The organism is Nocardioides fonticola (assembly GCF_039536805.1).
Taxonomy (GTDB): Bacteria; Actinomycetota; Actinomycetes; order Propionibacteriales; family Nocardioidaceae; genus Nocardioides; species Nocardioides fonticola.
Window position 1 is genome coordinate 1 of the sequence record NZ_BAAAZH010000007.1, and the last position, 25,532, is coordinate 25,532.

Sequence of the window (25,532 nt, forward strand, 5' to 3'; positions counted from 1 at the left end):
TCAGAGGTCATCACCGACCTCCTGTTGCACTGACCGCCCGAAAGCGCCCCGGCTGACCGGGGAAACCTGCAGCCGGCAGCCGGCACGAGAAGACCCGGCCCGACTCCCCGAGGGGGCCGGGCCGGGCCGGGGGGACGTGGGTGCGACGTCCCCCGTCTCAGAGGGCCGCGGTGGCGGCCGCGGACACGGTCGTGGCACCGGGCTCGGGTGAGAGCCAGAGGGTGCTGCCGGTGTCCAACCCGAGGCTGCGGGCGTGGGTGCGGGTCATGACGACGAGGGTCTCCCCGTCGGGGGTGTCGACGGTGACGCGCACCTCGAAGCCGACCCGGAGCACGCGCGAGACGGTGCCCTGGACGGCGCCGGGCACGGGCGAGGTCGACACGAGGATGTCGTGCGGCCGCAGCATGACCGGCCCGAGGCGGGTGATCTCGCCGAGGAAGCCCATGACGAAGTCGTTGGCCGGCTCGTCGTAGAGCTGGTCGGGCGAGCCGACCTGCTCGACCCGGCCGTTGTTGATGACCACGATCTCGTCGGCGACCTCGAGGGCCTCCTCCTGGTCGTGGGTCACGAACACCGTCGTCACGTGCACCTCGTCGTGCAGGCGCCGCAGCCAGTCGCGCAGCTCCTTGCGGACCTTCGCGTCGAGGGCGCCGAACGGCTCGTCGAGCAGCAGGACGCTCGGCTCGACCGCCAGCGCCCGCGCCAGCGCCATGCGCTGGCGCTGGCCGCCGGAGAGCTGGGCGGGCAGCCGCCCGGCGAACTGCGAGAGGTGCACGAGCTTGAGCAGCTCGTCGACCTTCTCGGCGATCTCGGCCTTCGGGCGCTTGCGGATCTCCAGGCCGAAGGCGACGTTCTTGGCCACCGTCATGTGCTTGAAGACCGCGTAGTGCTGGAAGACGAACCCGACGTTGCGCTTCTGCGGCGGCAGGTGGGTGGCCTCGGTGCCCTCGATCGTCACCGTGCCGGAGTCGGCGGTGTCGAGTCCGGCGATGATGCGCAGCAGCGTGGACTTGCCGCCGCCGGAGGGACCCAGCAGTGCGGTGAGCTGACCGGTGGGCAGCGAGACGTTCACATCGTGCAGGGCGACGAAGTCGCCGAAGGACTTGTTGAGCCCCTTGACCTCGATACTCATCGAAGATCCCTCACTTCTCGTTCTTGGGACGCAGGAAGGCGACGACCAGCAGGCAGGCGACGCTGACCAGGATCAGCAGGAAGGCGATCGCGTACGCCTGGTCCTGCTGGAAGTTCTGGTACTTCGCCTCGACCAGCAGGGTCGCGGTCTGGGTCTCGTTCGTGATGTTGCCGGAGACGACCTTCACCGCGCCGAACTCGCCGACGGCACGGCCGAGGCTGAGGACGACGCCGTAGATGACGGCCCACTTGATGCTCGGCAGGGTGATGCGCCAGAAGGTCTGCGGCGCGCTGGCCCCGAGGCTGCGGGCGGCCTGCTCCTGGTCGTCGCCGATCTCGGTGAGGGTCGGCACGACCTCGCGGATCACCAGCGGCAGAGCCACGAAGCAGGTCGCCATGATCATGCCGGGGGTGGCGAAGATGATCTGGAGCCCTCCATCCTCCAGCGCCGGGCCGACCAGGCCGTCGCGGCCGTTGTAGGCGAGGACCAGCGCCAGACCGACCACCACCGGCGAGACCGAGAGCGGCAGGTCGACGAGCGCCGAGAGCACCCGCTTGCCGGGGAACTCGAAGCGCACCAACAGGATCGAGATCGTGACGCCGAAGACGAGGTTGATCACGACCGCCCAGCCGGCGACGACCGCCGTCAGCTGGAGGGCGCCGACGACCTTCTCGTCGGAGAGGGCGTCGGTGAGGTTCGTCAGGCCGTTGCTGAAGGTGCGGCGCACCAGCAGGCCCACCGGCCAGGCCACCAGGAAGAACACGTAGGTGACGGCGATCAGGCGCAGCAGCCAGGTCGTCGGCTTGGAGACGGTGACGGTCCTAGCCACGGCGCGCCACCCGCCTCTGGACGATGTCGAGCAGCACGATCACCAGCAGCGCGACGGCGAGCATCACCGAGGCGAGCGCCGCGGCCGAGGCGTTGTTGCCGTTCTCGATGAAGGTGAGCACGCGCACGGAGACGACCTCGGTGCTGTACGGCTTGTTGCCGCTCAGCAGCACCAGCGAGCCGTACTCCGAGATCGCCCGGGCGAAGGACAGCGCGGCGCCCGCGGTGATGGCGGGGGTCAGCGCCGGCAGGATGATCCGCCGGAAGATGACACCGCGACCGGCACCCAGGGACGCCGCCGCCTCCTCGACGTCGGTGTCGAGCTCCTCCAGCACCGGCTGCACCGTGCGGACGATGAAGGGCAGCGTCACGAACGCCAGGGCCAGGAACACGGCGTAGCGGGTGAACGCCGCGTGGACGCCGATCGGGCTCTGCGGGCCGTAGAGGGAGAGCAGCACCAGGCCGGCCACGATGGTGGGCAGGGCGAAGGGGATGTCGATGACGACGTTGAGCAGTCCCTTGCCCCAGAAGGAGTCGCGCACCAGCACCCAGGCGATGATCGTGCCGACGAGCACGTTCACCAGGGTGACCAGGGCGGACTGTCCGACGGTCAGGGTGACCGCCGCCCAGGTCTGGTCGTTGCGCAGGACGTCGAGGTAGCGGCTCAGGCCGTTCTCACCCGCGGTCGCCACGACGGCGGCCAGGGGCAGGAGCACGAGGATGCTGAACCACACCATGGCCAGGCCGAGCCCGAGGCCCGATCCGGCGGTGAGGGTGTTGCGCGGGGTCGTACGGCGGACGCGCCGCGGCCGGCGTCCCGAGGGGGACGCCGGCGCGGTCGCGTTCTCGACCCCGGCGAGGCCGGGGCCGGCCATCACTCGTCGCCGGTCTTGCCGGTCGACTGCTGCAGCTCGGTGATGATGCCCAGCGGGTTGCCGTCCTCGCCGTCACCGAAGAACTTGTCGGCCGCCTCGCCCCAGCCACCGAAGGTGTCGTCGATGGTGAAGAGCTTCGCCGGCGTCGGGAACGGGTCGGCCGGGTCGTTGGCGCCCTGCACGTCACCCACGTCGACCCCGTCGATGACCGGACGGAAGCCGGACTGCGCGTAGTCGGCCTGGGCCTCGGGGCTGGTCATGAACTCCAGGAACGACTTCGCGGCGTCCGAGGCGTCGACGGTGACCGCGGCCGGGTTCTGGATGAGCAGGGTGTCGTCGGGGACGATGTAGTCGATGTCGGCGCCGCTCTGACGCGCGAGGATCGCCTCGTTCTCGTACGAGAGCAGGACGTCGCCCGACCCGTCGGTGAAGGCGGTGGTGGCCTCGCGACCCGAGCCCGGCAGCGCGATGGTGTTGCCCAGGAGCTTGGTGACGAAGTCCTTGGCCTCGGCCTCGGAGCCGCCGTTGCCGACGATGTGCGCCCAGGCGGCCAGGATGTTCCAGCGCGCGGAGCCCGACGAACCCGGGTTCGGGGTGATGATCTTCACGCCCGGCTTGATCAGGTCGTCCCAGCCGGTGATGCCCAGCGGGTTGCCCTTGCGCACCACGAGGACGACGACCGAGGAGGTCGCGATGCCGTCGGTGGCGTTGTCCTTCCAGTCCTTGGCCACCAGGCCCTCGTCGACCAGACGCGTGATGTCGGTCTCGAGGGAGTAGTGGACGACGTCGGCGGCAGCACCGGCCGCGACGGCGCGGCTCTGGTCGCCGGAGGCGCCGTAGGAGGTCTTGAACTCGACGTCCTTGCCGGCGTCGGTCTTCTCGAAGTCGGCGAAGACGGGCTCGTTGGCCGCCTCCATGACCGAGAACGCGTTGACGTTGATGGCCTGGGCGTCGCTCGAGCCACCCGAGCACCCGGTGAGCGCCAGAACGCCGACGGCGGCGAGCGCCGCAGCGGACTTCAGCTTCTTCATGGTTGCACCACTTTCCTGCCCCGCACCCGGGACTTACGGGTCGAGACCGATCGAACAGAGCGACTCGACTTGTTCAGCAATGTCGCGCAGATTAATGGACTTGAGCGCTCCAGGGCGAATCGACCCTCCCCTCGGCGGATCCGTGCACAGCGGACCGCCGGCGCTACCCCGGCGACACCCGGCGAACGGCCGACCCGGACGGCTGTCCGGATGACGGATCGGCTCCGGTCGACTCCGGGGCCGACCTACAGTGGACAGTCGGCCGCCCCACGGCCGCCGCTGCGCCTGAAACTGCAACACGTTCCAGTTATCGGCGAGCGCCAGTAGCATCCCCGGGACGGGCGTCTGCCCGTCCTCGCAGCGCCGTCCCACACGGCACGCAGAACCGAGGAGACAGGTGTCCAAGCAGGTCAAGCAGCTCGACCGGGTGATCATCCGCTTCGCGGGCGACTCCGGCGACGGCATGCAGCTGACGGGTGACCGGTTCACCCAGGAGTCCGCGGTCTTCGGCAACGACCTCGTCACGCTGCCGAACTTCCCGGCCGAGATCCGCGCCCCCCAGGGCACGATCCCCGGCGTCTCCTCCTTCCAGGTCCACTTCGCCGACCACGACATCCTCACCGCGGGCGACGCGCCCGACGTCCTGGTGGCGATGAACCCGGCGGCCCTGAAGGCCAACCTCGGCGACCTGCCCAAGGGCGCCACGATCATCGTCGACACCCACGACTTCTCCGCCCGCAACCTGCAGAAGGCCGGGTACGAGGCGAACCCGCTGGACTCCCTCGGTGACGCCGGCTCGATCCTCGGCGAGTTCGCCGTGCACCCCATCGACCTCACCGGCATGACGGTCGAGGCCGTCAAGGAGTTCGGGCTCTCCCGCAAGGACGCCGCCCGCGCGAAGAACATGTTCGCCCTCGGCCTGCTCTCCTGGATGTACGGGCGCCCGACCGAGCCGACCGAGGCGTTCCTCTCCAAGCGGTTCGCCAAGGTGCCCGACATCCGCGACGCCAACATCACGGCCTTCAAGTCGGGCTGGAACTTCGGCGAGACCACCGAGACCTTCGCGGTGCAGTACGAGGTGAAGCCGGCCCCGATGGCGCCGGGCACCTACCGCAACATCACCGGCAACCTCGCCCTGGCCTACGGCCTGGTGGCGGCCGGTGTCCAGTCGGAGCTGCCGGTCTTCCTCGGCTCCTACCCGATCACGCCGGCCTCCGACATCCTCCACGAGCTGAGCAAGCACAAGGCGTTCGGCGTCACGACCTTCCAGGCCGAGGACGAGATCGCCGGCATCGGCTCCGCGCTCGGCGCGGCCTTCGCCGGCCAGCTCGCCGTCACCACCACCTCCGGCCCCGGTGTCGCGCTGAAGTCGGAGACCATCGGCCTCGCGGTGATGACCGAGCTGCCGCTGGTCATCGTCAACGTCCAGCGCGGCGGCCCCTCCACCGGTCTGCCCACCAAGACCGAGCAGGCCGACCTGCTCCAGGCGATGTTCGGCCGCAACGGCGAGGCGCCGGTGCCGGTCGTCGCGCCGCAGTCGCCCGGCGACTGCTTCGACGCCGCGCTGGAGGCCGCGCGCATCGCCGTCACCTACCGCACCCCGGTGTTCCTGCTCTCCGACGGCTACCTGGCCAACGGCTCGGAGCCGTGGCGCATCCCGGAGCTCTCCGAGCTGCCCGTCATCGAGCCGGGCTTCGCAGCCCCCCGCGAGCAGGACGACGCCGCCTTCCGCCCCTACGACCGCGACCCCGAGACCCTGGCCCGCCCGTGGGCGATCCCGGGCACGCCGGGCCTCGAGCACCGCATCGGCGGCCTGGAGAAGGGCGACGGCCACGGCAACATCTCCTACGACCCCGCCAACCACGACCTCATGGTCCGTACCCGGCAGGCCAAGATCGACCGCATCGCCGAGTCGCTGCCGCCGCTGGTCGTCGACGACCCGAGCGGCGAGGCCAAGGTGCTGGTGATCGGCTGGGGCTCGACCTACGGCCCCATCGGCGCCGGCGTCCGCCGGGTGCGCAAGGCCGGCTTCAACGTCGCCCAGGTGCACCTGCGCCACCTCAACCCGTTCCCGAAGGACCTCGGCGAGATCCTCAAGGGCTACGACAAGGTGCTCGTGCCCGAGATGAACCTCGGCCAGCTCTCGATGCTGCTGCGCGCGAAGTACCTCGTCGACGCCCAGGGCTACAACCAGGTGCGCGGCCTGCCGCTGAAGGCCGCCGACCTCGCCCAGGCCATCGGCGAGCTCGTCGCCCAGGCCGAGGGCGTCACCGTCGACCTCACCCCCGCGACCGAGAAGGAGTCCGCACGATGACCGCCATCGACCTGGGGGTGCCCGGGCTGCGTTCCGGCGTCGAGCTCGTCCCGACCGCCGACGGCCCGCAGAGCGCCAAGGAGTACTCCAGCGACCAGGAGGTGCGCTGGTGCCCCGGGTGCGGCGACTACGCCGTCCTCAAGGCCGTGCAGTCCTTCCTGCCCGACCTCGGCCTGCGCCGCGAGAACATCGTGTTCGTCTCGGGCATCGGCTGCTCCAGCCGCTTCCCGTACTACCTCGACACCTACGGCATGCACTCGATCCACGGCCGTGCGCCGTCGATCGCGACCGGCCTGGCCACCGCCCGCGAGGACCTCTCGGTCTGGGTCGTCACCGGTGACGGCGACGCGCTCTCGATCGGCGGCAACCACCTGATCCACGCGCTGCGCCGCAACGTCAACATGACGATCCTGCTGTTCAACAACCGCATCTACGGCCTCACCAAGGGCCAGTACTCCCCGACCTCCGAGGCCGGCAAGATCACCAAGTCGACCCCGATGGGCTCGGTCGACCACCCGTTCAACCCGATCTCGCTCGCGCTCGGCGCCGAGGGCACCTTCGTGGCCCGCACCGTCGACTCCGACCGCAAGCACCTCACTTCGGTGCTGGCCGCCGCGGCCGCCCACCGCGGCACCTCGCTGGTCGAGATCTACCAGAACTGCCCGATCTTCAACGACGGCGCCTTCGACGCCATCAAGGACGCCGACACCAAGGCCGACGCGATCATCCCGCTCGTCCACGGTGAGCCGATCCGCTTCGGCGCCGAGGGCGCTCGCGGACTGGTGCGCGACCAGGCCACCGGCGGGGTGAAGGTCGTCGACGTCGCCGACGTCGGCGAGTCGGCGCTGCTGGTGCACGACGCCCACAACCCCGACCCGACCACCGCGTTCGCCATCAGCCGGCTCACCGACGCCGGGGTGCTCCACCAGGCCCCGATCGGCATCTTCCGGCAGGTCGAGCGGCCGACCTACGACGACCAGGCCCGCGCCCAGGTCGCCTCGGCCACGTCGGCGGCGAGCGGCGACGCGCGCGAGCGGCTGGCCGGCCTCATCGGCGGCGGCGACACCTGGACCGTGGTCTGACCCGTCCGACGCTCCGCACCGGGGCCCCGAGGCATCGCCTCGGGGCCCTGGTCGTTCCCGGGGTCGTTCCCCGGGTCGTTCCCGGGGTCGTTCCCACGCCGTCCCAGGCCGTAGGGTCGCGGCGTGGGTGAGTCACGACGCGGGGTGCTGCTGGGCGTCGCCGCCTACGTCATGTGGGGCGCCTTCCCGCTCTACTTCCCGCTGCTCGAGCCGGCCGGCGCGATCGAGGTGCTCGCCCACCGCGTGCTGTGGTCGCTGATCACGATGTGGCTCATCGTCGCGATCGGTCGCCGTACGGCCGCCGTCCGCGCGGTGGTCGCCGATCGGCGCACCCGGCTGCTCCTGCTCGGGGCCGCGGTCACCATCACCTCGAACTGGGGCACCTACATCTACGGCGTCACCCACGACCACGTCGTCGAGACCGCGCTGGGCTACTTCATCAACCCGCTGGTCACGGTCCTGCTCGGCGTGATCGTGCTGCGCGAGCGGTTGCGCCTCCTCCAGTGGGCGGCCCTCGGCATCGCCGCCGTCGCGGTGCTGGTCCTGGCCGTCGACTACGGCCACCCGCCGTGGATCGCGCTGGTGCTCGCGTTCTCCTTCGGCACCTACGGACTGGCCAAGAAGTCGGCCGGCGTCGGCGCCATCGAGAGCCTCACCGTGGAGACCTCGTTCCTGGCTCCCCTCGCGATCGGCTATCTCGCGGTCCTGGCGGCCGGCGGTTCCTCGACCTTCGGCACCGAGGGCACCGGTCATGCGCTGCTGCTGGCCTCGGCGGGCGTGGTCACCGCGGTCCCGCTGATGTGCTTCGGCGCGGCCGCCACACGCGTGCCGCTGGTGACCCTCGGACTGTTGCAGTACCTCGCCCCGATCCTGCAGTTCCTGCTCGGCATCACGTGGTTCCACGAGACGATGCCGACCGGCCGCTGGATCGGCTTCGCGCTCGTGTGGGCGGCGCTCGTGCTCTTCACCGTCGAGGCCGTGCGGCATCAGCGCCGGTCCGTCGAGCTCGGCGTCGGGGCCTCGACCGCGGCCTGAGACCTCCGGCGCCGGCCAGCGGCTCCGGCAGCGGCTCCGGCAGCGGCTCAGGCGGTGCGGAGCGCCACGAGGTCGGCGAAGGCTTCGAGGGCGGCACGCACCGGACCCTCGGGCAGGACGCCGAGCAGCGCCTTGGCGCGCTGGGCCTCACCGACGACGTAGCTGCGGGCCTGGTCCATCGCGGGGTGCTTGCGCAGCAGGTCGAGGGCCTCGGCGTGCAGGTCGTCGTCGACCAGCGGAGCGCCGAGCAGCTCCAGCAGCCGGGCATCGGCGGGGTCGCTGGAGGCCTGCGCCATGAGCACCGGCAGCGTCGGCACGCCCTCGCGGAGGTCGGTGCCGGGCGTCTTGCCCGACTCGTCGCTCTCGGAGGCGATGTCGAGGATGTCGTCGGAGAGCTGGAACGCGGCGCCGACGATCTCGCCGTAGGCGGCCAGGGCCTCCTCGATCTCCGGGCCCGCACCGCTGAACCGGGCGCCGTAGCGGGCCGAGGTGGCGATCAGCGAGCCGGTCTTGCCCGCCACGACCTCCAGGTAGTGGGCGAGCGGGTCCTCCCCCGGGCCGGGCTTGACCGTCTCGAGGATCTGGCCCTCGACGAGCCGGGTGAAGGTCTGGGCCTGGATGCGCACCGCGTCGGCGCCGAGCTCGGCGGTGAGCTCGGAGGAGCGGGCGAAGAGGAAGTCGCCGGTGAGGATCGCGACCAGGTTGTCGTAGCGGGAGTTCGCCGAGTCGGCGCCGCGGCGCAGGGCGGCCTCGTCCATGACGTCGTCGTGGTAGAGCGAGCCGAGATGGGTGATCTCCACGACGCAGGCGGCGGTGAGCACCTCGGGGGCGTCGGGCCGGGGGCCGGCCTCGGCCGCGAGCAGCACCAGCAGCGGACGGAACCGCTTGCCGCCGGCGGCGAGCAGGTGGCTGGCGGCCTCGCTGACGTAGGCCGTACGACCCCGCACGTGGCCCGCGAGAGCGTCCTCGACCAGCGCCATCCGGCTCCGGAGCCGCTCGGCCAGGGCCTCGTCGGTGACGGGGAGGGCGAGGGCGACGGACTGCGGGGAGCTCACCTGACGAATTGTCCCGCATGGGCGGCGAGATCGAGAACCGGGCCGGGCACGATGCCCAGGACGACGGTGCCGAGCAGGCCGACCGCGATGGTCGCCGAGGTGAGCAACGAGGGCCGGGTGACGGTGGCGATGTCGGCGTCGGCCGCCGGCTCGACGAAGAACATCACCCGGATCTGGCGCACGTAGAAGAACACCGCCACGATGCTCGACCCGATCGCCACCAGGACGACGGGCCACGCACCGGCCGACATGGCGACGGTGAACACGGCCCACTTGCCGACGAAGCCGGCCGTCAGCGGGATGCCGGCCATCGAGAGCAGGAAGAACGCGAACGCACCGGCGACCAAAGGCGAACGGCGTCCGAGACCCGCCCAGCGGGCGATCGAGTTCGACTCGCCCGAGGCGTCGCGCACCAGGCTCACGATCGCGAAGGCACCGAGCATCGCGAAACCGTAGGTGGTCAGGTAGAAGAGCACGGCCTGGAGCGAGGTGACCTGCCCCTTCGCCAGCTCGCTGAAGGGCTGGGCGCCGAGCACGCCGGTGAGCAGGAAGCCGGTGTGCGCGATCGAGGAGTAGGCCAGCATGCGCTTGACGTCGGTCTGGGCGATCGCGAGGACGGCGCCGACGACCATCGAGAGGATCGCGACGATCCACAGCATCGGCTGCCAGGTCCAGCGGTCGGCGCCGAAGCCGACGTAGAGCAGGCGCAGGATCGCGCCGAAGGCCGCGATCTTGGTGCCGGCCGACATGAAGGCGGTGACCGCGGTCGGCGCGCCCTGGTAGACGTCGGGGGTCCAGGCCTGGAACGGGACGGCACCGACCTTGAAGAACAGCCCGACGCACAGCATGCCGAGACCGATGACCAGCAGGGCGCGGTTGTCGGAGTCGTTGCGGATCGCTGCATCGATGGCAGCGAGCTGCATCGAGCCGGCGTAGCCGTAGATGAGCGCGAGCCCGTAGAGGAAGAACGCCGAGGAGAACGCGCCGAGGAGGAAGTACTTCATCGCCGCCTCCTGGCTCAGCAGCCGGCGCCGACGCGCCAGACCGCACAGCAGGTAGAGCGGGAGGCTCAGCACCTCCAGCGCGACGAACATCGTGAGCAGGTCGTCGGCCGCGGGGAAGAGCATCATGCCGCCCACCGCGAAGAGCAGCAGCGGGAAGATCTCGGTGTGCTCGAGGTCCTGGGTGGCCTTCTCGGCCTCGGTGCCCGGCACGGTGGCGGCCTGGCCGGCGAAGGCCGAGACCCCGCCGTCGAGACGACGCTCGGCGAACAGCAGCGCACCGCCGATGGCGAAGATCAGGATGAGGCCCCAGAAGAAGACCGCCGGGCCGTCGACGGCGACCGAGCCCATGGCCCCGACGATGCCGCGACCGCCGCCCTCGGACGTCGGGCCGCCGACGGGGTCGAGCCCGCGGGCGACGACGATCGTGCCGACCAGGGCCGCCACGAGGGCGCCCAGGGTGAGGCCGAGCTGCGGGAGGAGCCGGCGACCGCGCGGGAGGAACGCCTCGAGGGCGACCCCGACGCAGGCGGCGCCGAGGACGAGCATGAGCGGCCAGAGCTGCGCGTACTCGATCGTGGGCTTGGTGAACTCCATCAGTTGTTCTCCTCCGCCTGGTCGTGGCCGGCCTCGTAGATCGCGGGATCGACCGACGGCGCGTCGTCGGTGACCCCGACGTGCTGCATGAGGTCGCTGACGTAGGGGTTGCTGGCCTCGAAGAGCGGCCTGGGGTAGAAGCCCAGACCGATCAGCAGCGCGACGAGCGGGACGACGGCCGCGATCTCGCGGACGCCGAGGTCGCGCACCTCGCCGGCGTCCTCACGCGGTGGGCCGGTCATGATGCGCTGGTAGGCCCACAGCACGTAGATGGCCGCGAGCACGATGCCCGACACCGCGACCGCGCCGACCCACCAGTGCTGGTCGAAGGCCGCGATGATCACCAGCAGCTCGGAGATGAAGGGGCTCAGGCCGGGCAGCGACAGCGTGGCCAGACCGGCGACCAGCAACACGCCGGCGAGCACTGGCGTCGCCTTCTCGAAGCCGCCCATCTCGCTGATGAGCGTGGTGCCGCGACGGCGGATGAGGTAGCCCGCGACGATGAACAGCGCGGCGGTGCCGATGCCGTGGTTGACCATGTAGAGGATCGCCCCGGACTGGCCCTGGCTGCTGAAGGCGAAGATGCCGAGGGTGATGAACCCGAAGTGGCTCAGCGAGGTCAGGCCGATGAGCCGCAGCACGTCGTCCTGACCGATCGCCAGCAGCGCGCCGTACACGATCGAGATCAGGGCGAGGGTGACCACGACCGGGGTCGCCCACTGCGAGGCCTCGGGGAAGAGCCCCAGGCAGAAGCGCAGCATGCCGTAGGTGCCGATCTTGTCGAGCACGCAGACGAGCAGGACGCTCGTGCCGGGCGTGGCCCGCTGGGTGGTGTCGGCCAACCAGGTGTGCACCGGGAACAGCGGCGCCTTCACGGCGAAGGCGATGAAGAAGGCGACGAACAGCCAGCGGCCCGCCTCGCGGTCGATCGGCAGGTTGGCCAGATCGGAGACGAGGTAGCTCGGGGTGCCGTTCTGCGCCGAGACGACGTAGAGCCCGATGACGCCGGCGAGCAGCACGAGGCCGCCGCCGAGCTGGTACATGAGGAACTTCAGGGCGGCGAAGCCGCGGTCGCCGTGGCCGAAGGAGCCGATGAGGAAGTACGCCGGGATCAGCGTGGCCTCGAAGACGACGTAGAAGAGGAACACGTCGCTGGCCGCGAACACCGCGAGCGAGAGACCCTCCAGCGCCAGGGCCCAGGCCACGAAGGTGGCCGTGGTGCCCAAGGAGTCGCCCTCGCGCTCGGCGATGTGGTCGGCGTCGTGCCAGGAGGCGAGCAGCACGATCGGCACGAGGACGACGGTGAGCAGCACCATCAGCAGGCTCAGGCCGTCGACACCGAGCGCGTAGTGGACGCCCAGGGCCTCGATCCAGGTGTGGGTCTCGGTGAACTGCAGACCGCCGTCGGTCTCGTACTGCGCGGCCATGACGACGCCGAGCACGAGCGCGATGCCGGAGAACAGCAGGCCGAGCTGCTTGATCGCCGCCGCCGACGCGACACCGAGGCGGGGTGCCGCGGCGGTGACCACCGCCCCGACGAGCGGCACGGCGACCGCCGTGGTCAGGATCGGGAAGCTCACGAGAAGTTCACCACCAGGAGGGCCACGACCACGACGAGCGAGCCGCCGAGGATCGAGGCCGCGTAGGAGCGGACGTAGCCGGTCTGGGCCCGGCGCAGGAGCCCTCCGAGACCGCCGACGAGCACCGGACCGCCGGTCAGGGTGCGGTCGACGACGACGCCGTCGGTGCGCAGCACCGCACCGACGAGGGCCGTGCCCGGCCGGACGACGACGGCGTCGTTGATCGCGTCGCCGTACAGGTCGGCGCGGGCCGCCCGGGTGGCGAAGGAGACGTCCTCCGCGGCGGTGTCGGGGATCGGGCGCTGCCCGAAGAGCATCCAGGCGATGCCGACGCCGACCGCGACGACGAGGACGGCGATCGCGGTGATCGCCAGCGCCGGGATCGGCGGCTCCTCGTGGGCGTGGGTACCGACGACCGGGGCGAGCCAGTCGACGATCCAGTCGCCGGCGAGCAGGACGCCGCCGAGCACCGAGAGCGCGGCCAGCACGATGAGCGGACCGGTCATGACCTTCGGCGACTCGTGCGGGTGGACGCCGGGCTGCCAGCGCTTCTGGCCCACGAAGGTCATCAGCATGAGGCGGGTCATGTAGAAGCCGGTGACGCCGGCGCCGAGGAGCGCGCACAGGCCGACGATCCAGTTCTCGGTCAGCGCGGTCTCGATGATCTTGTCCTTCGACCAGAAGCCGGAGAAGCCGGGGAACCCGATGATCGCCAGGTAGCCCATCGCGAAGGTGAGGAAGGTGACCGGCATCGCGGTGCGCACGGCGCCGTAGTGGCGCATGTTCACGTCGTCGTCCATGCCGTGCATGACCGAGCCGGCACCGAGGAACATGTTGGCCTTGAAGAAGCCGTGGGTGATGAGGTGGAAGATCGCGAAGGCGTAGCCCGCGACGCCGAGGCCGGCGCCGAGCATCATGTAGCCGATCTGGCTCATCGTGGAGCCGGCGAGCGCCTTCTTGATGTCGTCCTTCGCGCAGCCGATGACCGCACCCCACAGGAGTGTCACGGTGGCGACCACGACCACGACGGTCTGGGCGTCGGGTGCCCGCTCGAAGATGAAGTTCGAGCGGACGACGAGGTAGACGCCGGCGGTGACCATGGTGGCGGCGTGGATGAGCGCCGAGACCGGGGTCGGACCCTCCATCGCGTCAAGCAGCCAGGCCTGGAGCGGCACCTGCGCGGACTTGCCGCACGCGCCGAGCAGCAGCAGGACGCCGATCGCGGTGAGCGTCTTCTCCGAGGCACCGCCCGCGAGCGCGCTGACCTCGGTGAAGCTCGTGGTGGAGAAGGTCGTGAACATCAGCGCGATGCCGAGGCTCAGACCGATGTCGCCGACACGGTTGATGACGAAGGCCTTCTTGGCCGCGGCGGCCGCGGAGTGCTTGTGCTGCCAGAAGCCGATGAGCAGGTAGGACGCCAGGCCGACGCCCTCCCAGCCGAGGAACACGCCGAGGTAGTTCTCGGCGAGCACCAGCATGAGCATCGCGGCGACGAAGAGGTTGAGGTAGGCGAAGAAGCGGCGACGGCGCTCGTCGTGCTCCATGTAGCCGATCGAGTAGACGTGGATGAGCGATCCGACGCCGGTGATCAGCAGCAGGAACAGCGCCGAGAGCGGGTCGTAGAGCAGGTCCATGCCGACGTGCAGGCTGCCGACGTCGACCCAGTTCCACAGGTGCTGGACGTACTGGCGCTCGCCCTCCTCCTTGCCGGCGGCCGAGACGAACATCGCCAGGCTGATGATGAAGGAGCCGATCGGCATCGCGGTGGCCAGCAGGTGCCCCCACGGGTCGGTGCGCCGGCCGCCGAGCAGCAGGATCGCCGCACCGGCCAGGGGCAGGGCGATGATCAGCCACAGGAGGCTGAACACGCCGCTGGCCGAGGCGGGATCGACCACCGGGATGGAGGTGGCCTCGTTCAGAGCGAACATGGTCGTGAACTCACCCGTCCCGTCAGTACTTCAGCAGGCTCGCGTCGTCGACCGAGGCCGACCGGCGGGAGCGGAAGATGGTCATGATGATCGCGAGGCCCACGACCACCTCGGCGGCGGCGACGACCATCACGAAGAAGGCGGCCACCTGCCCCTCGAGGTTGCCGTGCTGGCGGGCGAAGGCCACGAGGGCGAGGTTCGAGGCGTTGAGCATCAGCTCGACGCACATGAACACGACGATCGCGTTGCGGCGCACCAGCACGCCGACGGCGCCGATGGTGAACAGGATCGAGGAGAGCCCCACGTAGGCCTGGGTCATGTCGTTCACGCGTCCTCCTGGGCGGGAGCGCTCGCGCCGGGCTCGAGCGTGGCGTTGATCTGCTCGATGTCGTCGGCGAGGTCGGGGGCGTTGCGCACCGTGCCGCGCGCGGCCAGCACCCGCGAGACCGACAGCTCGGACGGCGTGCCGTCGGGCAGCAGGGCCGGGGTGTCGACGGCGTTGTGCCGGGCGTAGGTGCCCGGAGGAGGCAGCGGACCGAGGTGGCGTCCGGTCTCGGCGTACTCGCGCAGCCGCTCGGCGGCGAGGTCGGCCTGCGACTTCTTCGGCGTGAGCCGCTCGCGGTGGGCCAGCACCATCGCACCGACGGCCGCGGTGATGATCAGCGCGCTGGTGGCCTCGAAGGCGAACACGTAGCGGCTGAAGATCACGTTGGCGAGGCCCTGGATGTTGCCGCCCTCGTTGGCGCCGTCGAGGCCGACGGCCGGGCCGAGGCTGAGCTGGGTGAGGCCCAACAGCAGCAGGACGCCGAGGGCGAGCCCGCCGATCGCGGCGATGACCCGCTGGCCGCGGATCGTCTCGACCACGGAGTCGGAGGCGTCGACGCCGACGAGCATGAGCACGAAGAGGAACAGCATGAGGATGGCGCCGGTGTAGACGATGATCTGCACCGCGAAGAGGAAGGGCGCGTCGGCGGCCAGGTAGAGCACCGACAGCGAGAGCATCACGACCGCCAGCAGCAGCGCGGCGTGCACCGCGCGGCGCACCACGAGGATGCCGAGCGCGGCGATCACCATGATCGGGGCGAGGATCCAGAAGGCGGTCACGAGGCCTCCCCCGTCGCGGCGACCGTGCCGGTCTCCTTCGGCGAGACCGCGTAGGCACCGCGGTAGTAGTCGCCCTCGTCGGCGCCCAGGCGCATCGGGTGCGGCGGCTGCTCCATGCCGGGCAGCAGCGGCGCGAGGAGGTCGGACTTCTCGTAGATGAGGTCGGCGCGGTTGTCGTCGGCCAGCTCGTACTCGTTGGTCATCGTGAGCGCGCGCGTGGGGCACGCCTCGATGCACAGGCCGCACAGGATGCAGCGCAGGTAGTTGATCTGGTAGACGCGGCCGTAGCGCTCACCGGGGCTGAACCGCTCGTCGTCGGTGTTCGAGGCACCCTCGACGTAGATCGCGTCGGCCGGGCACGCCCAGGCACACAACTCGCACCCGACGCACTTCTCCAGGCCGTCGGGCCAGCGGTTGAGCTGGTGCCGCCCGTGGAAGCGGGGCGCCGTCGGCATCTTCTCGAAGGGGTACTGCTCGGTGACGACCTTCTTGAACATGGTGCGGAAGGTGACGCCGAACCCCGCGACGGGGTCCCAGAACTGCTCCTTGAGGGTCTTGCCCTCGGAGGGTCGGTCGGCCATCAGTTCTCCTCGGGGCCGGTGGCGGTGGCGGTGCCGGTGGCGGTGCCGGCGGCCGACCCGACGGGTCGGGTCGGGAAGGTGAGCGGGGCGGCGGCACCGCGGACGGCGCCGCCCGCCGGCATCGGCGGGGTCGGGAACCCGCCGGCGCGCGGCGTGACCGGGACGGCGACCGCGGTGGCGTCGTCCTCGGGGGTCTTCTCGCCGACGAAGAACAGCCCGAGGAAGACCACGAGCGCGGCGCCGATGAGGATGAGCAGGTTGCGCTGGTCGAACCAGCCCTCGAGGCGCGCGACGCGGAGCGTGGCGACCGCGAAGATCCAGGCCAGCGAGACCGGGATGAGGCGCTTCCAGCCGAACGCCATGAACTGGTCGTAGCGCAGGCGGGGCAGGGAGCCGCGCAGCCAGATGAAGATGAAGATGAAGAACAGGACCTTGCCGAAGAACCACAGCACCGGCCAGTAGCCCTGGTTGGCGCCGGCCCAGAAGCTGTCGATCCAGAAGGGCGCGCGCCACCCGCCGAGGAACAGGGTGGTGGCCAGCGCCGAGACGGTCGCCATGTTGACGTACTCGGCGAGGAAGAACAGCGCGAACTTGATCGAGCTGTACTCGGTGTGGAAGCCGCCGACGAGCTCGCCCTCGGCCTCGGGGAGGTCGAAGGGCGCCCGGTTGGTCTCGCCGATCATCGCGATCACGTAGATGACGAACGACGGCACGAGGATCAGGCCGAACCAGAGGTCGTCCTGGGCGTCGACGATCGCCGAGGTCGACATGGAGCCGGCGTAGATGAACACCGCGACCAGCGCGAGGCCCATCGCGACCTCGTAGGAGATCATCTGGGCGCTCGAGCGCAGGCCGCCGAGCAGCGAGTAGGTCGAGCCGCTCGACCAGCCGCCGAGCACGATGCCGTAGATGCCGATCGAGGCCACCGCCATGACGAACAGCACCGCGACCGGCATGTCGGTGAGCTGGAGGCGGGTGTAGGTGTCGGTGAAGGGGATCTTCACCTCGGGGCCGAACGGGATGACCGAGAAGGTCACGAACGCCGGCACCACCGACAGGATCGGCGCGGTGATGAAGACGACCCGGTCGGCGGCGGTCGGGATGATGTCCTCCTTGAACATCAGCTTCGCGCCGTCGGCCAACGACTGGAGCAGGCCGAAGGGGCCGTGCACGTTGGGGCCGATGCGGTGCTGCATGCGCGCCACGACCCGGCGCTCCCACCAGATGTTGAACAGGGTGAGCAGCACCAGCACCAGGAAGATGAGCACCGCCTTGAGCAGGATCACCCACCAGGGGTCGTGCCCGAAGTCGGAGAGGTCGTCGGCGGTCTTCACCGCGGTGGCCAGGATCACTGCTCCACTCCCTTCACCGTCACCCGGCTGCCGGGCGAGGCGAGATCGGCCAGGACGCCGGCGCCGAAGGAGTTGGCCGGCACCCACACGACGTCGTCGGGCAGGTCGGCGGCCTCGGCCGGCAGGGTGACCGACCCGCGGTCGCCGGTGAGCACGACGGTCTCGCCGACGGCGGCCAGCACCGTGGCGGAGACCTTCGCGACGGGCACGCGCGCGGTGGCGGCGAGGTACTTGTCGCCGTCCTGCATCGAGCCGTTGTCGATCAGCTGCTTCCAGGTCGCCAGTGCCGAGCCGGGCCCGGCGGGCGCGGCCGCGGTCGGGACGCCGGCGAGGGTGAGCCGGGCGCCGTCCCACGGGCCGAGCTGGGTCATCTCCGCACGCGCCTCGGCGACGGTGCGGAAGCCGAGGCGGCGGCCGTGCCCGAGGGCCGCGAGCTCGTCGGCGATGCCGGAGAGGGCGCGCAGGTCAGGCAGGGACGCCGGGTTGGCGAGCACCTGCTCGAAGGGCCGCGGGCGGCCCTCCCAGGTGACGAACGTGCCCGCCTTGTCGGAGGCCGGGGCGACGGGGAAGACGACGTCGGCGGCGCGGGTCACCTCGGTCTCGCGGATCTCGAGGGCCACCACGAAGGACGCCGCCTCGATCGCGGCGCGGGTGGCGGCCGGGTCGGCGGTGTCGCGCGGGTCGACGCCGGCGATCACCAGCCCGCCGAGCTCGCCGGCGGCGAGGGCGGCGACGATCGCGTCGGCGTCGCGGCCCGGCCGCTCGGGCAGGGAGTCGACGCCCCACGAGGTGGCGACGTCGACACGGGCGGCAGCGTCGCCGACCGGGCGGCCGCCGGGGAGGAGCGTGGGCAGGCAGCCGGCCTCGACCGCACCGCGGTCGCCGGCGCGGCGCGGCACCCAGGCCAGCTTGGCGCCGGTGCGCTCGGCCAGGGCGGCGGCCGCGGAGAGGGCGCCCGCCGAGGTGGCCAGGCGCTCGCCGACCAGCAGGACGGCGTCCGCGCCGAGCGCGAGCTCGCCGGCGGCGTCCTCGAGGGCGAGACCCTCCTCACCGGGCACGGCCCGCACGAGCGTGGCCCCCAGCTTCGCCGAGCCGCGCGAGAGGAACGGCGCGACCGTGACGACCTTCAGGCCGTGGTGGCGCACCGCCTTGCGCAGCCGCAGGAACAGGGTGCCGGCCTCGTCCTCGGGCTCCAGGCCCACGAGGACGACGGTGCGCGCGGCGTCGAGGTCGGCGTACTCGACCTCGCGCTTCAGCACCACGTGGGCACCGAGGAACGCGGTCTCCTCAGCCGAGAGCGGCCGGGCCCGGAAGTCGATGTCGTTGGTGCCGAGGTTGACGCGGGCGAACTTCGCGTAGGCGTAGGCGTCCTCGGCGGTCAGCCGGCCGCCGGTGAGCACGGCGCTGCCGCCGGCCGCCGCGAGCCCGCGGGCCGCCACGGCGAACGCCTCGGTCCACGACGCCGGACGCAGCTCGCCGTCGCCGCCGTCCTCGACGCGGTCGCGCACCAGCGGGTGGGCGAGCCGGTCGGCCTGGGTGGCGTAGGTGAAGGCGAAGCGGTCCTTGTCGGTGATCCACTCCTCGTTGACCTCGGGGTCGTCGCCGGAGAGGCGGCGCATCACCTTGCCGCGACGGTGGTCGACGCGGATGGCCGCACCGCAGGCGTCGTGCTCGGCGACGCTCGGGGTGGAGATGAGGTCGAAGGGGCGCGACCGGAAGCGGTAGGACTCCGAGGTGAGCGCGCCGACCGGGCAGATCTGGATGACGTTGCCGGAGAAGTAGGACAGGAACGGGGCATCCTCCGCGATGCCGATCTGCTGCTGGGCGCCGCGCTCGGCCAGGGCGATGAAGGGGTCGCCCGGGATCTCGGCGGCGAAGCGGGTGCAGCGCTGGCACACGATGCAGCGCTCGCGGTCGAGCAGCACCTGCGGGCTGAGGTTGATCGGCTTGGGGAAGGTTCGCTTCACCCCGGCCGTCGCGGCGAAGCGGGACTCCTCGCGGCCGTTGGACATCGCCTGGTTCTGCAGCGGGCACTCGCCGCCCTTGTCGCAGACCGGGCAGTCGAGCGGGTGGTTGATGAGGAGGAACTCCATGACGCCCTGCTGGGCCTTGTCGGCGACCTCGCTGGTGCGCTGGGTGCTCACCACCATGCCGTCGGCGACCGGCAGGGTGCAGGAGGCCTGGGGCTTGGGGAAGCCGCGGCCGTTGCCGGCGTCCGGGACGTCGACCAGGCACTGGCGGCAGGCGCCGACGGGCGCGAGCAGCGGGTGGTCGCAGAACCGCGGGATCTGGACGCCGACCTGCTCGGCGGCGCGGATGACCAGGGTGTCCTTGGGGACCGAGACCTGGATGCCGTCGATGGTGACGGTGACCAGGTCGACGGCCTGCGGGGTGTTCTCGACGGCGGTCATGCGGGGACCTCCTGACCGGCCCAGGCGGTCGATCGGGCGGGGTCGAAGGGGCAGCCGCCGTGGGTGAGGTGGGCGAGGTACTCCTCGCGGAAGTACTTGATGGAGCTGGAGATCGGGCTAGTGGCGCCGTCGCCGAGGGCGCAGAACGAGCGCCCGAGGATGTTGTCGCACTGGTCGAGCAGCAGATCGAGGTCGGCCTCGCTGCCCTCGCCGCGCTCGAGGCGGGCCAGGGTCTGGACCAGCCACCACGTGCCCTCGCGGCACGGCGTGCACTTGCCGCACGACTCGTGCTTGTAGAACTCGGTCCAGCGCAGCACCGCCCGGACGACGCACACGGTGTCGTCGAAGAGCTGGAGCGCACGGGTGCCGAGCATCGACCCGGCAGCCCCCACGCCCTCGAAGTCGAGCGGGATGTCGAGGTGCTCGGGCGTGAGCAGCGGGGTGGAGGAGCCACCCGGGGTCCAGAACTTCAGCTCGTGGCCCTCGCGCATGCCGCCGGCGAGGTCGATGAGCTGGCGCAGCGTGATGCCGAGCGGAGCCTCGTACTGGCCGGGCCGCTTCACGTGCCCCGAGAGGGAGAAGATGCCGAACCCGGCCGACTTCTCGGTGCCCATCGAGGCGAACCACTCCGCACCCCGGTCGATGATGCTGGGCACCGAGGCGATCGACTCGACGTTGTTGATGACCGTCGGGCTGGCGTAGAGGCCCGCCACCGCGGGGAACGGCGGACGCAGGCGCGGCTGGCCGCGGCGTCCCTCGAGACCCTCGAGCAGCGCGGTCTCCTCACCGCAGATGTAGGCGCCCGCACCGGCGTGGACGACGACGTCGAGGTCGTAGCCCGAGCCGTGGATGTTCTTCCCGAGGTGCCCGGCGGCGTAGGCCTCGGCGACCGCGGCCTGCACGCGGCGGATGACGTGCACGACCTCGCCGCGGATGTAGATGAAGGCCCGGTTGGCGCGGATGGCGTAGGAGCTGATGATGACGCCCTCGACGAGGGTGTGGGGGCTGGCCATCATGAGCGGGATGTCCTTGCAGGTGCCCGGCTCGGACTCGTCGGCGTTGACGACGAGGTACTTCGGCTTCGGGTTGTCCTGCGGGATGAACGACCACTTCATGCCGGTCGGGAAGCCTGCGCCGCCGCGGCCGCGCAGGCCGGAGTCCTTGACGGCGGTGATGATGTCGTCGGGCGCCATGCCGAGTGCCTTGCGCAGCGCGCGGTAGCCGCCGTGCTGCTCGTAGGTGGCCAGCGTCCAGGAGCGCTCGGCGTCCCAGGTGTCGGTGAGGACCGGGGTCAGCGTGCTCGCGGTGTCAGTCATCGGTGTCCTCCTGCAGGGTCTCGGACTCCGCGCGCGAGGTGTCGGCCTGGGCGGCCGCCTCGAGGGCGGTGTCGGGCTGCGGGGCCGCGGCGGTGCCGCCGGCGGCCGGAGCGGTCCACCCGCGCTCGCGGGCGATGCCGAGACCGACGAGGCTGGACGGGCCGGCGCCCGGACCCTCGTCGACGCGGCCGTCGGGGAAACCGGCGAGCACCCGCTCGTTCTCCCGCCAGGTGGCCAGCTTCGGGCCGCGGGTGGCGTGCCGCTCGCGCCCGGCGCGGAGGTCGTCGACCAGCTCGACCGCCGAGGACGGCGTCGCGTTGTCGATGAACTCCCAGTTGACCATCATCACCGGCGCGTAGTCGCACGCGGCGTTGCACTCGATGTGCTCGAGGGTGATCTTCCCGTCGGCGGAGGTCTCGTCGTTGCCGACGTCGAGGTGCTCCTTGAGGCGGCTGAAGATCTCATCGCCGCCCATGACCGCGCACAGCGTGTTGGTGCACACCCCGACGTGGTAGTCGCCGACCGGCTTGCGCTTGTACATCGTGTAGAAGGTCGCGACGCCGCTGACCTCGGCCGCGCTGATGCCGAGCACCTCGGCGCACGCCTCGATGCCCTCGGGGGTGACCCGGCCCTCGACGGACTGGACGAGGTGCAGCATGGGCAGCAGTCCCGAACGGGCCTCGGGGTAGCGACCCGCGATCTCGGTCAGTTCCTCGCGGGTCTTCTGGTCGATAGTCATCGGTCGACTCCTCCCATGACGGGGTCGATGGAGGCGATGGCGACGATGACGTCGGCGACCTGGCCGCCCTCGCTCATCACGCTGGTGGCCTGGAGGTTGGTGAAGGACGGGTCGCGGAAGTGCACGCGGAACGGGCGCGTGCCACCGTCGGAGACCACGTGGGCGCCGAGCTCGCCGCGCGGCGACTCGACCGGCACGTAGACCTGGCCGGCCGGCACCCGGAAGCCCTCGGTCACCAGCTTGAAGTGGTGGATCAGCGCCTCCATCGACTCGCCCATGATGTGGCGGATGTGGTCGAGGCTGTTGCCCATGCCGTCGGAGCCGACCGCGAGCTGGCTGGGCCAGCCGATCTTCTTGTCGGCGATCATCACCGGCGCGCCCTCGAGCTTGGCGAGCCGGTCGGCGGCCTGCTCGACGATGCGCAGCGACTCCCACATCTCGTTCAGGCGCACCCGGAAGCGGCCGTAGGAGTCGCAGGTGTCCCAGGTCTGGACGTCGAAGTCGTAGGTCTCGTAGCCGCAGTAGGGCTGCACCTTGCGCAGGTCCCACGGGTAGCCGGTGCTGCGCAGCACCGGGCCGGTGAGCCCGAGGGCGAGGCAGCCCTCGAGGTCGAGGTGTCCGACGCCCTCGAGGCGGCCCTTGAAGATCGGGTTGGCGTTGCACAGGTCGGCGTACTCGGGCAGCCGCTTGCGCATGAGGGCGATGAAGCCGCGGATCTCGTCCAGCGCACCGGGCGGGAGGTCCTGGGCGACGCCGCCGGGGCGGATGAACGCGTGGTTCATGCGCAGGCCGGTGATGAGCTCGAAGAGGTCGAGCACCAGCTCGCGCTCGCGGAAGCCGATGGTCATGACGGTCAGCGCGCCGATCTCCATGCCGCCGGTGGCGATGGCCACCAGGTGGGAGGAGATGCGGTTGAGCTCCATGAGGAGCACCCGCATGACCTGAGCCTTCTCGGGGATCTGGTCCTCGACCTCGAGGAGCTTCTCGACGCCGAGCACGTAGGTCATCTCGTTGAAGAACGGCGAGAGGTAGTCCATCCGGGTGCAGAACGTGACGCCCTGCGTCCAGGTGCGGAACTCCATGTTCTTCTCGATGCCGGTGTGCAGGTAGCCGATGCCGCAGCGGGCCTCGGTGACCGTCTCGCCCTCCAGCTCGAGGATGAGCCGCAGCACGCCGTGGGTGGACGGGTGCTGGGGACCCATGTTGACGACGACGCGCTCGTCGGCGTCCATGTCGAGACCGGCGGTGATGGAGTCCCAGTCCTGGCCGGTGACGGTGAAGACGCGGCCGTCGGTGGTGTCGGACGAGCCGGCGTAGAGGTCCTCGTTGATGTCGGCGCTCATGTCAGTTGTAGCTCCGTCGCTGGTCCGGAGGCGGCACCGAGCCGCCCTTGTACTCCACGGGGATCCCGCCGAGCGGGTAGTCCTTGCGCTGCGGGTGGCCCGGCCAGTCGTCGGGCATGAGGATGCGGGTGAGGGCGGGGTGGCCGTCGAAGACGATGCCGAACATGTCGTAGGTCTCGCGCTCGTGCCAGTCGTGGGTCGGGTAGATCGCCACGGTGCTGGGCACGTGCGGGTCGGCGTCGGGGGCGGTGGTCTCGACCCGGATGCGACGGTTCGTGCTCATCGAGAGCAGGTGGTAGACCACGTGCAGCTCGCGGCCGGTGTCGCCGGGGTAGTGGACGCCGCTGACACCGCTGGAGAGCTCGAAGCGCAGCGCCGCGTCGTCGCGCAGCGCCCGCAGGACGGCGGTCAGGTGCTCGCGGCGCACGTGGAAGGTGATCTCGCCGCGGAAGACCACGACGCTCTCGATCGCGCGCTCGACGCCGGCGGCGGCCGTGGCCTGCTCGAGGGCGTCGGCGACGTCGTCGAACCAGCCGCCGTAGGGCCGCTGGGACGCCGGCGGGAGGGCGATCTGGGTGACCAGGCCGCCGTAGCCGCTGGTGTCGCCGCTGCCGCGGACGCCGAACATGCCGTGCCGCTCGCCGAGCGCCTGCTGCTCGCCGAGCTGGGCGGGGCTGGCCGACGCGCCGGAGTCGCCGGAGTCGCCGGCCTCGACGGTGTGGGTGTCCTGGGGGGTGACGGCGTCGTCGCTCATCGGAGCAGGCCCTTCATCTCCGAGGTGGGCAGGGCGGCCAGCGCGGCGGCCTCCTGCTCGATGATCTCGGCCTGGCGGTTCGCGCCGAGCTTGGTGTGCTGCACCTGGTCGTGCAGCTTGAGGATCGCGTCGATGAGCATCTCCGGGCGCGGCGGGCAGCCGGGGAGGTACATGTCGACCGGCACCACGTGGTCGACGCCCTGGACGATCGCGTAGTTGTTGAACATGCCGCCGCTGGAGGAGCACACGCCCATGGCGAGCACCCACTTGGGGTCGGGCATCTGGTCGTAGATCTGGCGCAGGACCGGCGCCATCTTCTGGCTCACGCGACCGGCGACGATCATGAGGTCGGCCTGCCGGGGGCTGGCACGGAAGACCTCCATGCCGAACCGGGCGAGGTCGTACTTGGGGCCGCCCGTGGTCATCATCTCGATGGCGCAGCAGGCCAGACCGAAGGTCGCGGGCCAGAACGACGCCTTCCGCATGTAGCCGGCCAGCCCTTCGACCGAGGTGAGCAGTACGCCGCTCGGGAGCTTCTCCTCGATACCCATGCCTGGTTCTCCTCCGTGTGCCGCGGTCGTGTGGTCGTGGTGGCGGTCGTGTGGCGGACGCTCGGCCTTCGCCCGTCGGCCTAGTCCCACTCCAAGCCGCCGCGGCGCCACACGTAGACGTAGGCGACGAACACGGTGGCCACGAAGAGGGCCATCTCGACCAGACCGAAGGCCCGCATGGCGTCGAGGTGGACGGCGAAGGGGTAGAGGAAGGCGATCTCGATGTCGAAGACGATGAAGAGCATCGCCACGAGGTAGTACTTCACCGGGAAGCGACCGCCGCCGACGGGCTGCGGCGTGGGCTCGATGCCGCACTCGTAGGAGTCGAGCTTCGCGCGGTTGTAGCGCTTGGGGCCGACGAACAGGCTGGTCAGGATCGAGAAGATCGCGAACCCGGCGGCGAGCGCCGCCAGCACCAGAACCGGGGTGTACAGACCCATCGCTCTTCCTTCCTCGTTCCACTCCGCACGGGGCTCTCGACGTCCGGCATGTGACCTTGTGAAGAGAATCACGAAGTGGCGTGGGACACATACTGCCACTGCCGAACCCCGACCTCCACCCCACCCCCTGCTCGGACGGATCCGGTCCTGACCTGCGCATTTACGTCAATCGATCGTTGCCGAAATGCGTCGGCCGGACAGGTGTCCGCAGGCGTGCCGGGAGGACGCCGGGAGGAGGGCCGCACCCCGACCCTCTCGCGTGCTCACGGGGGTCGGTCAGGGGAGCCTGCCCCGCCCTCGCGGGCCCGTCGTCCCGCGTCGGTGGGACCTGGGGACCGGGGATTGGACAGGTGCGGGCGCAGACGTGCGTCGGAATCACCGGTGCACCGGTGACTCCCTCACTTCTCAGGGGAAACTTCCCGGCGGAGTCACGTGGTCGTAGCAACGGTCATGCTGCTGGCGGGTTTGCCAGTAGCTCGGCCA

The 25,532-nt window shown here is 70.8% G+C and carries 22 protein-coding genes; 3 read left to right on the forward strand and 19 right to left on the reverse strand.

Annotated elements, in window-relative coordinates; all coding sequences use genetic code 11:
- Positions 1-157: 157 nt before the first annotated feature.
- From ABD671_RS04100 to ABD671_RS04115, 4 genes are read right to left on the reverse strand one after another with little or no spacing between them, the layout of a single operon-like run.
- Positions 158-1,132 carry a sulfate/molybdate ABC transporter ATP-binding protein gene (locus ABD671_RS04100; protein WP_344731965.1) on the reverse strand — a complete coding sequence of 325 codons (975 nt, stop codon included), beginning with the start codon at positions 1,130-1,132 and terminating at the stop codon, positions 158-160.
- Positions 1,133-1,142: 10 nt separating this feature from the next.
- The gene (locus tag ABD671_RS04105; RefSeq protein ID WP_344731966.1) at positions 1,143-1,961 is read right to left on the reverse strand and encodes a sulfate ABC transporter permease; all 819 of its coding nucleotides are present in this window, start codon (positions 1,959-1,961) and stop codon (positions 1,143-1,145) included.
- Positions 1,954-2,835 carry a sulfate ABC transporter permease subunit CysT gene (cysT, locus tag ABD671_RS04110; protein WP_344731967.1) on the reverse strand — a complete coding sequence of 294 codons (882 nt, stop codon included), beginning with the start codon at positions 2,833-2,835 and terminating at the stop codon, positions 1,954-1,956. The genes ABD671_RS04105 and cysT overlap by 8 nt, the downstream gene beginning before the upstream one ends.
- Complete coding sequence (locus ABD671_RS04115) at positions 2,835-3,866, reverse strand: sulfate ABC transporter substrate-binding protein (RefSeq protein WP_344731968.1); 1,032 nt, start codon at positions 3,864-3,866, stop codon at positions 2,835-2,837. Before ABD671_RS04115 ends, cysT begins: the two co-directional genes overlap by 1 nt.
- A gap of 463 nt (positions 3,867-4,329) precedes the next feature.
- Between ABD671_RS04115 and ABD671_RS04120 the strand changes: the two genes are divergently transcribed.
- The 3 genes from ABD671_RS04120 (at position 4,330) to rarD (ending at position 8,297) form a co-directional block, all read left to right on the forward strand.
- On the forward strand, positions 4,330-6,180 hold the full coding sequence (locus ABD671_RS04120; RefSeq protein ID WP_425574877.1) for a 2-oxoacid:acceptor oxidoreductase subunit alpha: 1,851 nt from the start codon (positions 4,330-4,332) through the stop codon (positions 6,178-6,180).
- The gene (locus ABD671_RS04125; protein ID WP_344731970.1) at positions 6,177-7,262 is read left to right on the forward strand and encodes a 2-oxoacid:ferredoxin oxidoreductase subunit beta; all 1,086 of its coding nucleotides are present in this window, start codon (positions 6,177-6,179) and stop codon (positions 7,260-7,262) included. Before ABD671_RS04120 ends, ABD671_RS04125 begins: the two co-directional genes overlap by 4 nt.
- A 123-nt stretch (positions 7,263-7,385) precedes the next feature.
- The gene (gene rarD, locus ABD671_RS04130) at positions 7,386-8,297 is read left to right on the forward strand and encodes an EamA family transporter RarD (RefSeq protein WP_344731971.1); all 912 of its coding nucleotides are present in this window, start codon (positions 7,386-7,388) and stop codon (positions 8,295-8,297) included.
- A 47-nt stretch (positions 8,298-8,344) separates the two neighbouring features.
- Here rarD and ABD671_RS04135 read toward each other — a convergent pair whose 3' ends face one another.
- The 15 genes from ABD671_RS04135 to ABD671_RS04205 all read right to left on the reverse strand — a co-directional run bounded on the left by ABD671_RS04135 (position 8,345) and on the right by ABD671_RS04205 (position 25,049).
- Positions 8,345-9,277: a polyprenyl synthetase family protein gene (locus tag ABD671_RS04135; RefSeq protein WP_344731985.1), complete on the reverse strand. Its 933-nt coding sequence runs from the start codon at positions 9,275-9,277 to the stop codon at positions 8,345-8,347.
- A gap of 71 nt (positions 9,278-9,348) precedes the next feature.
- On the reverse strand, positions 9,349-10,950 hold the full coding sequence (gene nuoN / locus ABD671_RS04140) for an NADH-quinone oxidoreductase subunit NuoN (protein ID WP_344731972.1): 1,602 nt from the start codon (positions 10,948-10,950) through the stop codon (positions 9,349-9,351).
- On the reverse strand, positions 10,950-12,530 hold the full coding sequence (locus ABD671_RS04145; protein ID WP_344731973.1) for an NADH-quinone oxidoreductase subunit M: 1,581 nt from the start codon (positions 12,528-12,530) through the stop codon (positions 10,950-10,952). The genes nuoN and ABD671_RS04145 overlap by 1 nt, the downstream gene beginning before the upstream one ends.
- Positions 12,527-14,458 carry an NADH-quinone oxidoreductase subunit L gene (nuoL, locus tag ABD671_RS04150; RefSeq protein WP_344731974.1) on the reverse strand — a complete coding sequence of 644 codons (1,932 nt, stop codon included), beginning with the start codon at positions 14,456-14,458 and terminating at the stop codon, positions 12,527-12,529. The genes ABD671_RS04145 and nuoL overlap by 4 nt, the downstream gene beginning before the upstream one ends.
- A 22-nt stretch (positions 14,459-14,480) precedes the next feature.
- Positions 14,481-14,777: an NADH-quinone oxidoreductase subunit NuoK gene (gene nuoK / locus ABD671_RS04155; protein ID WP_344731986.1), complete on the reverse strand. Its 297-nt coding sequence runs from the start codon at positions 14,775-14,777 to the stop codon at positions 14,481-14,483.
- A 5-nt stretch (positions 14,778-14,782) separates the two neighbouring features.
- Positions 14,783-15,562: an NADH-quinone oxidoreductase subunit J gene (locus ABD671_RS04160; RefSeq protein ID WP_344731975.1), complete on the reverse strand. Its 780-nt coding sequence runs from the start codon at positions 15,560-15,562 to the stop codon at positions 14,783-14,785.
- Positions 15,559-16,143: an NADH-quinone oxidoreductase subunit NuoI gene (nuoI, locus tag ABD671_RS04165; RefSeq protein WP_344731976.1), complete on the reverse strand. Its 585-nt coding sequence runs from the start codon at positions 16,141-16,143 to the stop codon at positions 15,559-15,561. Before nuoI ends, ABD671_RS04160 begins: the two co-directional genes overlap by 4 nt.
- A complete protein-coding gene (gene nuoH, locus ABD671_RS04170) occupies positions 16,143-17,495 on the reverse strand; it encodes an NADH-quinone oxidoreductase subunit NuoH (RefSeq protein WP_344731977.1) in 1,353 nt (450 codons plus the stop codon). Before nuoH ends, nuoI begins: the two co-directional genes overlap by 1 nt.
- The gene (locus ABD671_RS04175; RefSeq protein WP_344731978.1) at positions 17,492-19,906 is read right to left on the reverse strand and encodes an NADH-quinone oxidoreductase subunit G; all 2,415 of its coding nucleotides are present in this window, start codon (positions 19,904-19,906) and stop codon (positions 17,492-17,494) included. Before ABD671_RS04175 ends, nuoH begins: the two co-directional genes overlap by 4 nt.
- On the reverse strand, positions 19,903-21,222 hold the full coding sequence (gene nuoF, locus ABD671_RS04180; RefSeq protein WP_344731979.1) for an NADH-quinone oxidoreductase subunit NuoF: 1,320 nt from the start codon (positions 21,220-21,222) through the stop codon (positions 19,903-19,905). The genes ABD671_RS04175 and nuoF overlap by 4 nt, the downstream gene beginning before the upstream one ends.
- The gene (gene nuoE / locus ABD671_RS04185; protein WP_344731980.1) at positions 21,215-21,961 is read right to left on the reverse strand and encodes an NADH-quinone oxidoreductase subunit NuoE; all 747 of its coding nucleotides are present in this window, start codon (positions 21,959-21,961) and stop codon (positions 21,215-21,217) included. The genes nuoF and nuoE overlap by 8 nt, the downstream gene beginning before the upstream one ends.
- Positions 21,958-23,304 (reverse strand): NADH-quinone oxidoreductase subunit D, encoded by a 1,347-nt coding sequence (locus ABD671_RS04190; RefSeq protein WP_344731981.1) that lies wholly within the window; start codon positions 23,302-23,304, stop codon positions 21,958-21,960. The genes nuoE and ABD671_RS04190 overlap by 4 nt, the downstream gene beginning before the upstream one ends.
- 1 nt (position 23,305) lies before the next feature.
- Positions 23,306-24,058 (reverse strand): NADH-quinone oxidoreductase subunit C, encoded by a 753-nt coding sequence (locus ABD671_RS04195; RefSeq protein WP_344731982.1) that lies wholly within the window; start codon positions 24,056-24,058, stop codon positions 23,306-23,308.
- Positions 24,055-24,609, reverse strand: coding sequence for a NuoB/complex I 20 kDa subunit family protein (locus ABD671_RS04200; RefSeq protein ID WP_344731983.1), 555 nt, complete (start codon positions 24,607-24,609; stop codon positions 24,055-24,057). Before ABD671_RS04200 ends, ABD671_RS04195 begins: the two co-directional genes overlap by 4 nt.
- Positions 24,610-24,689: 80 nt before the next feature.
- A complete protein-coding gene (locus ABD671_RS04205) occupies positions 24,690-25,049 on the reverse strand; it encodes an NADH-quinone oxidoreductase subunit A (protein WP_344731984.1) in 360 nt (119 codons plus the stop codon).
- Positions 25,050-25,532: the final 483 nt, after the last annotated feature.

Excerpts from the sequence above, each read along its gene's own strand:
- ABD671_RS04100 (WP_344731965.1), bottom strand. The coding sequence starts at position 1,132 with ATGAGTATCGAGGTCAAGGGGCTCAACAAGTCCTTCGGCGACTTCGTC.
- cysT (WP_344731967.1), bottom strand. The coding sequence starts at position 2,835 with ATGGCCGGCCCCGGCCTCGCCGGGGTCGAGAACGCGACCGCGCCGGCG.
- ABD671_RS04115 (WP_344731968.1), bottom strand. The coding sequence starts at position 3,866 with ATGAAGAAGCTGAAGTCCGCTGCGGCGCTCGCCGCCGTCGGCGTTCTG.
- ABD671_RS04120 (WP_425574877.1), top strand. The coding sequence starts at position 4,330 with ATGCAGCTGACGGGTGACCGGTTCACCCAGGAGTCCGCGGTCTTCGGC.
- ABD671_RS04125 (WP_344731970.1), top strand. The coding sequence starts at position 6,177 with ATGACCGCCATCGACCTGGGGGTGCCCGGGCTGCGTTCCGGCGTCGAG.
- ABD671_RS04135 (WP_344731985.1), bottom strand. The coding sequence starts at position 9,277 with ATGGCGCTGGTCGAGGACGCTCTCGCGGGCCACGTGCGGGGTCGTACG.
- nuoN (WP_344731972.1), bottom strand. The coding sequence starts at position 10,950 with ATGGAGTTCACCAAGCCCACGATCGAGTACGCGCAGCTCTGGCCGCTC.
- nuoL (WP_344731974.1), bottom strand. The coding sequence starts at position 14,458 with ATGTTCGCTCTGAACGAGGCCACCTCCATCCCGGTGGTCGATCCCGCC.
- nuoK (WP_344731986.1), bottom strand. The coding sequence starts at position 14,777 with ATGACCCAGGCCTACGTGGGGCTCTCCTCGATCCTGTTCACCATCGGC.
- nuoI (WP_344731976.1), bottom strand. The coding sequence starts at position 16,143 with ATGGCCGACCGACCCTCCGAGGGCAAGACCCTCAAGGAGCAGTTCTGG.
- ABD671_RS04175 (WP_344731978.1), bottom strand. The coding sequence starts at position 19,906 with ATGACCGCCGTCGAGAACACCCCGCAGGCCGTCGACCTGGTCACCGTC.
- nuoF (WP_344731979.1), bottom strand. The coding sequence starts at position 21,222 with ATGACTGACACCGCGAGCACGCTGACCCCGGTCCTCACCGACACCTGG.
- nuoE (WP_344731980.1), bottom strand. The coding sequence starts at position 21,961 with ATGACTATCGACCAGAAGACCCGCGAGGAACTGACCGAGATCGCGGGT.
- ABD671_RS04190 (WP_344731981.1), bottom strand. The coding sequence starts at position 23,304 with ATGAGCGCCGACATCAACGAGGACCTCTACGCCGGCTCGTCCGACACC.
- ABD671_RS04195 (WP_344731982.1), bottom strand. The coding sequence starts at position 24,058 with ATGAGCGACGACGCCGTCACCCCCCAGGACACCCACACCGTCGAGGCC.
- ABD671_RS04200 (WP_344731983.1), bottom strand. The coding sequence starts at position 24,609 with ATGGGTATCGAGGAGAAGCTCCCGAGCGGCGTACTGCTCACCTCGGTC.
- ABD671_RS04205 (WP_344731984.1), bottom strand. The coding sequence starts at position 25,049 with ATGGGTCTGTACACCCCGGTTCTGGTGCTGGCGGCGCTCGCCGCCGGG.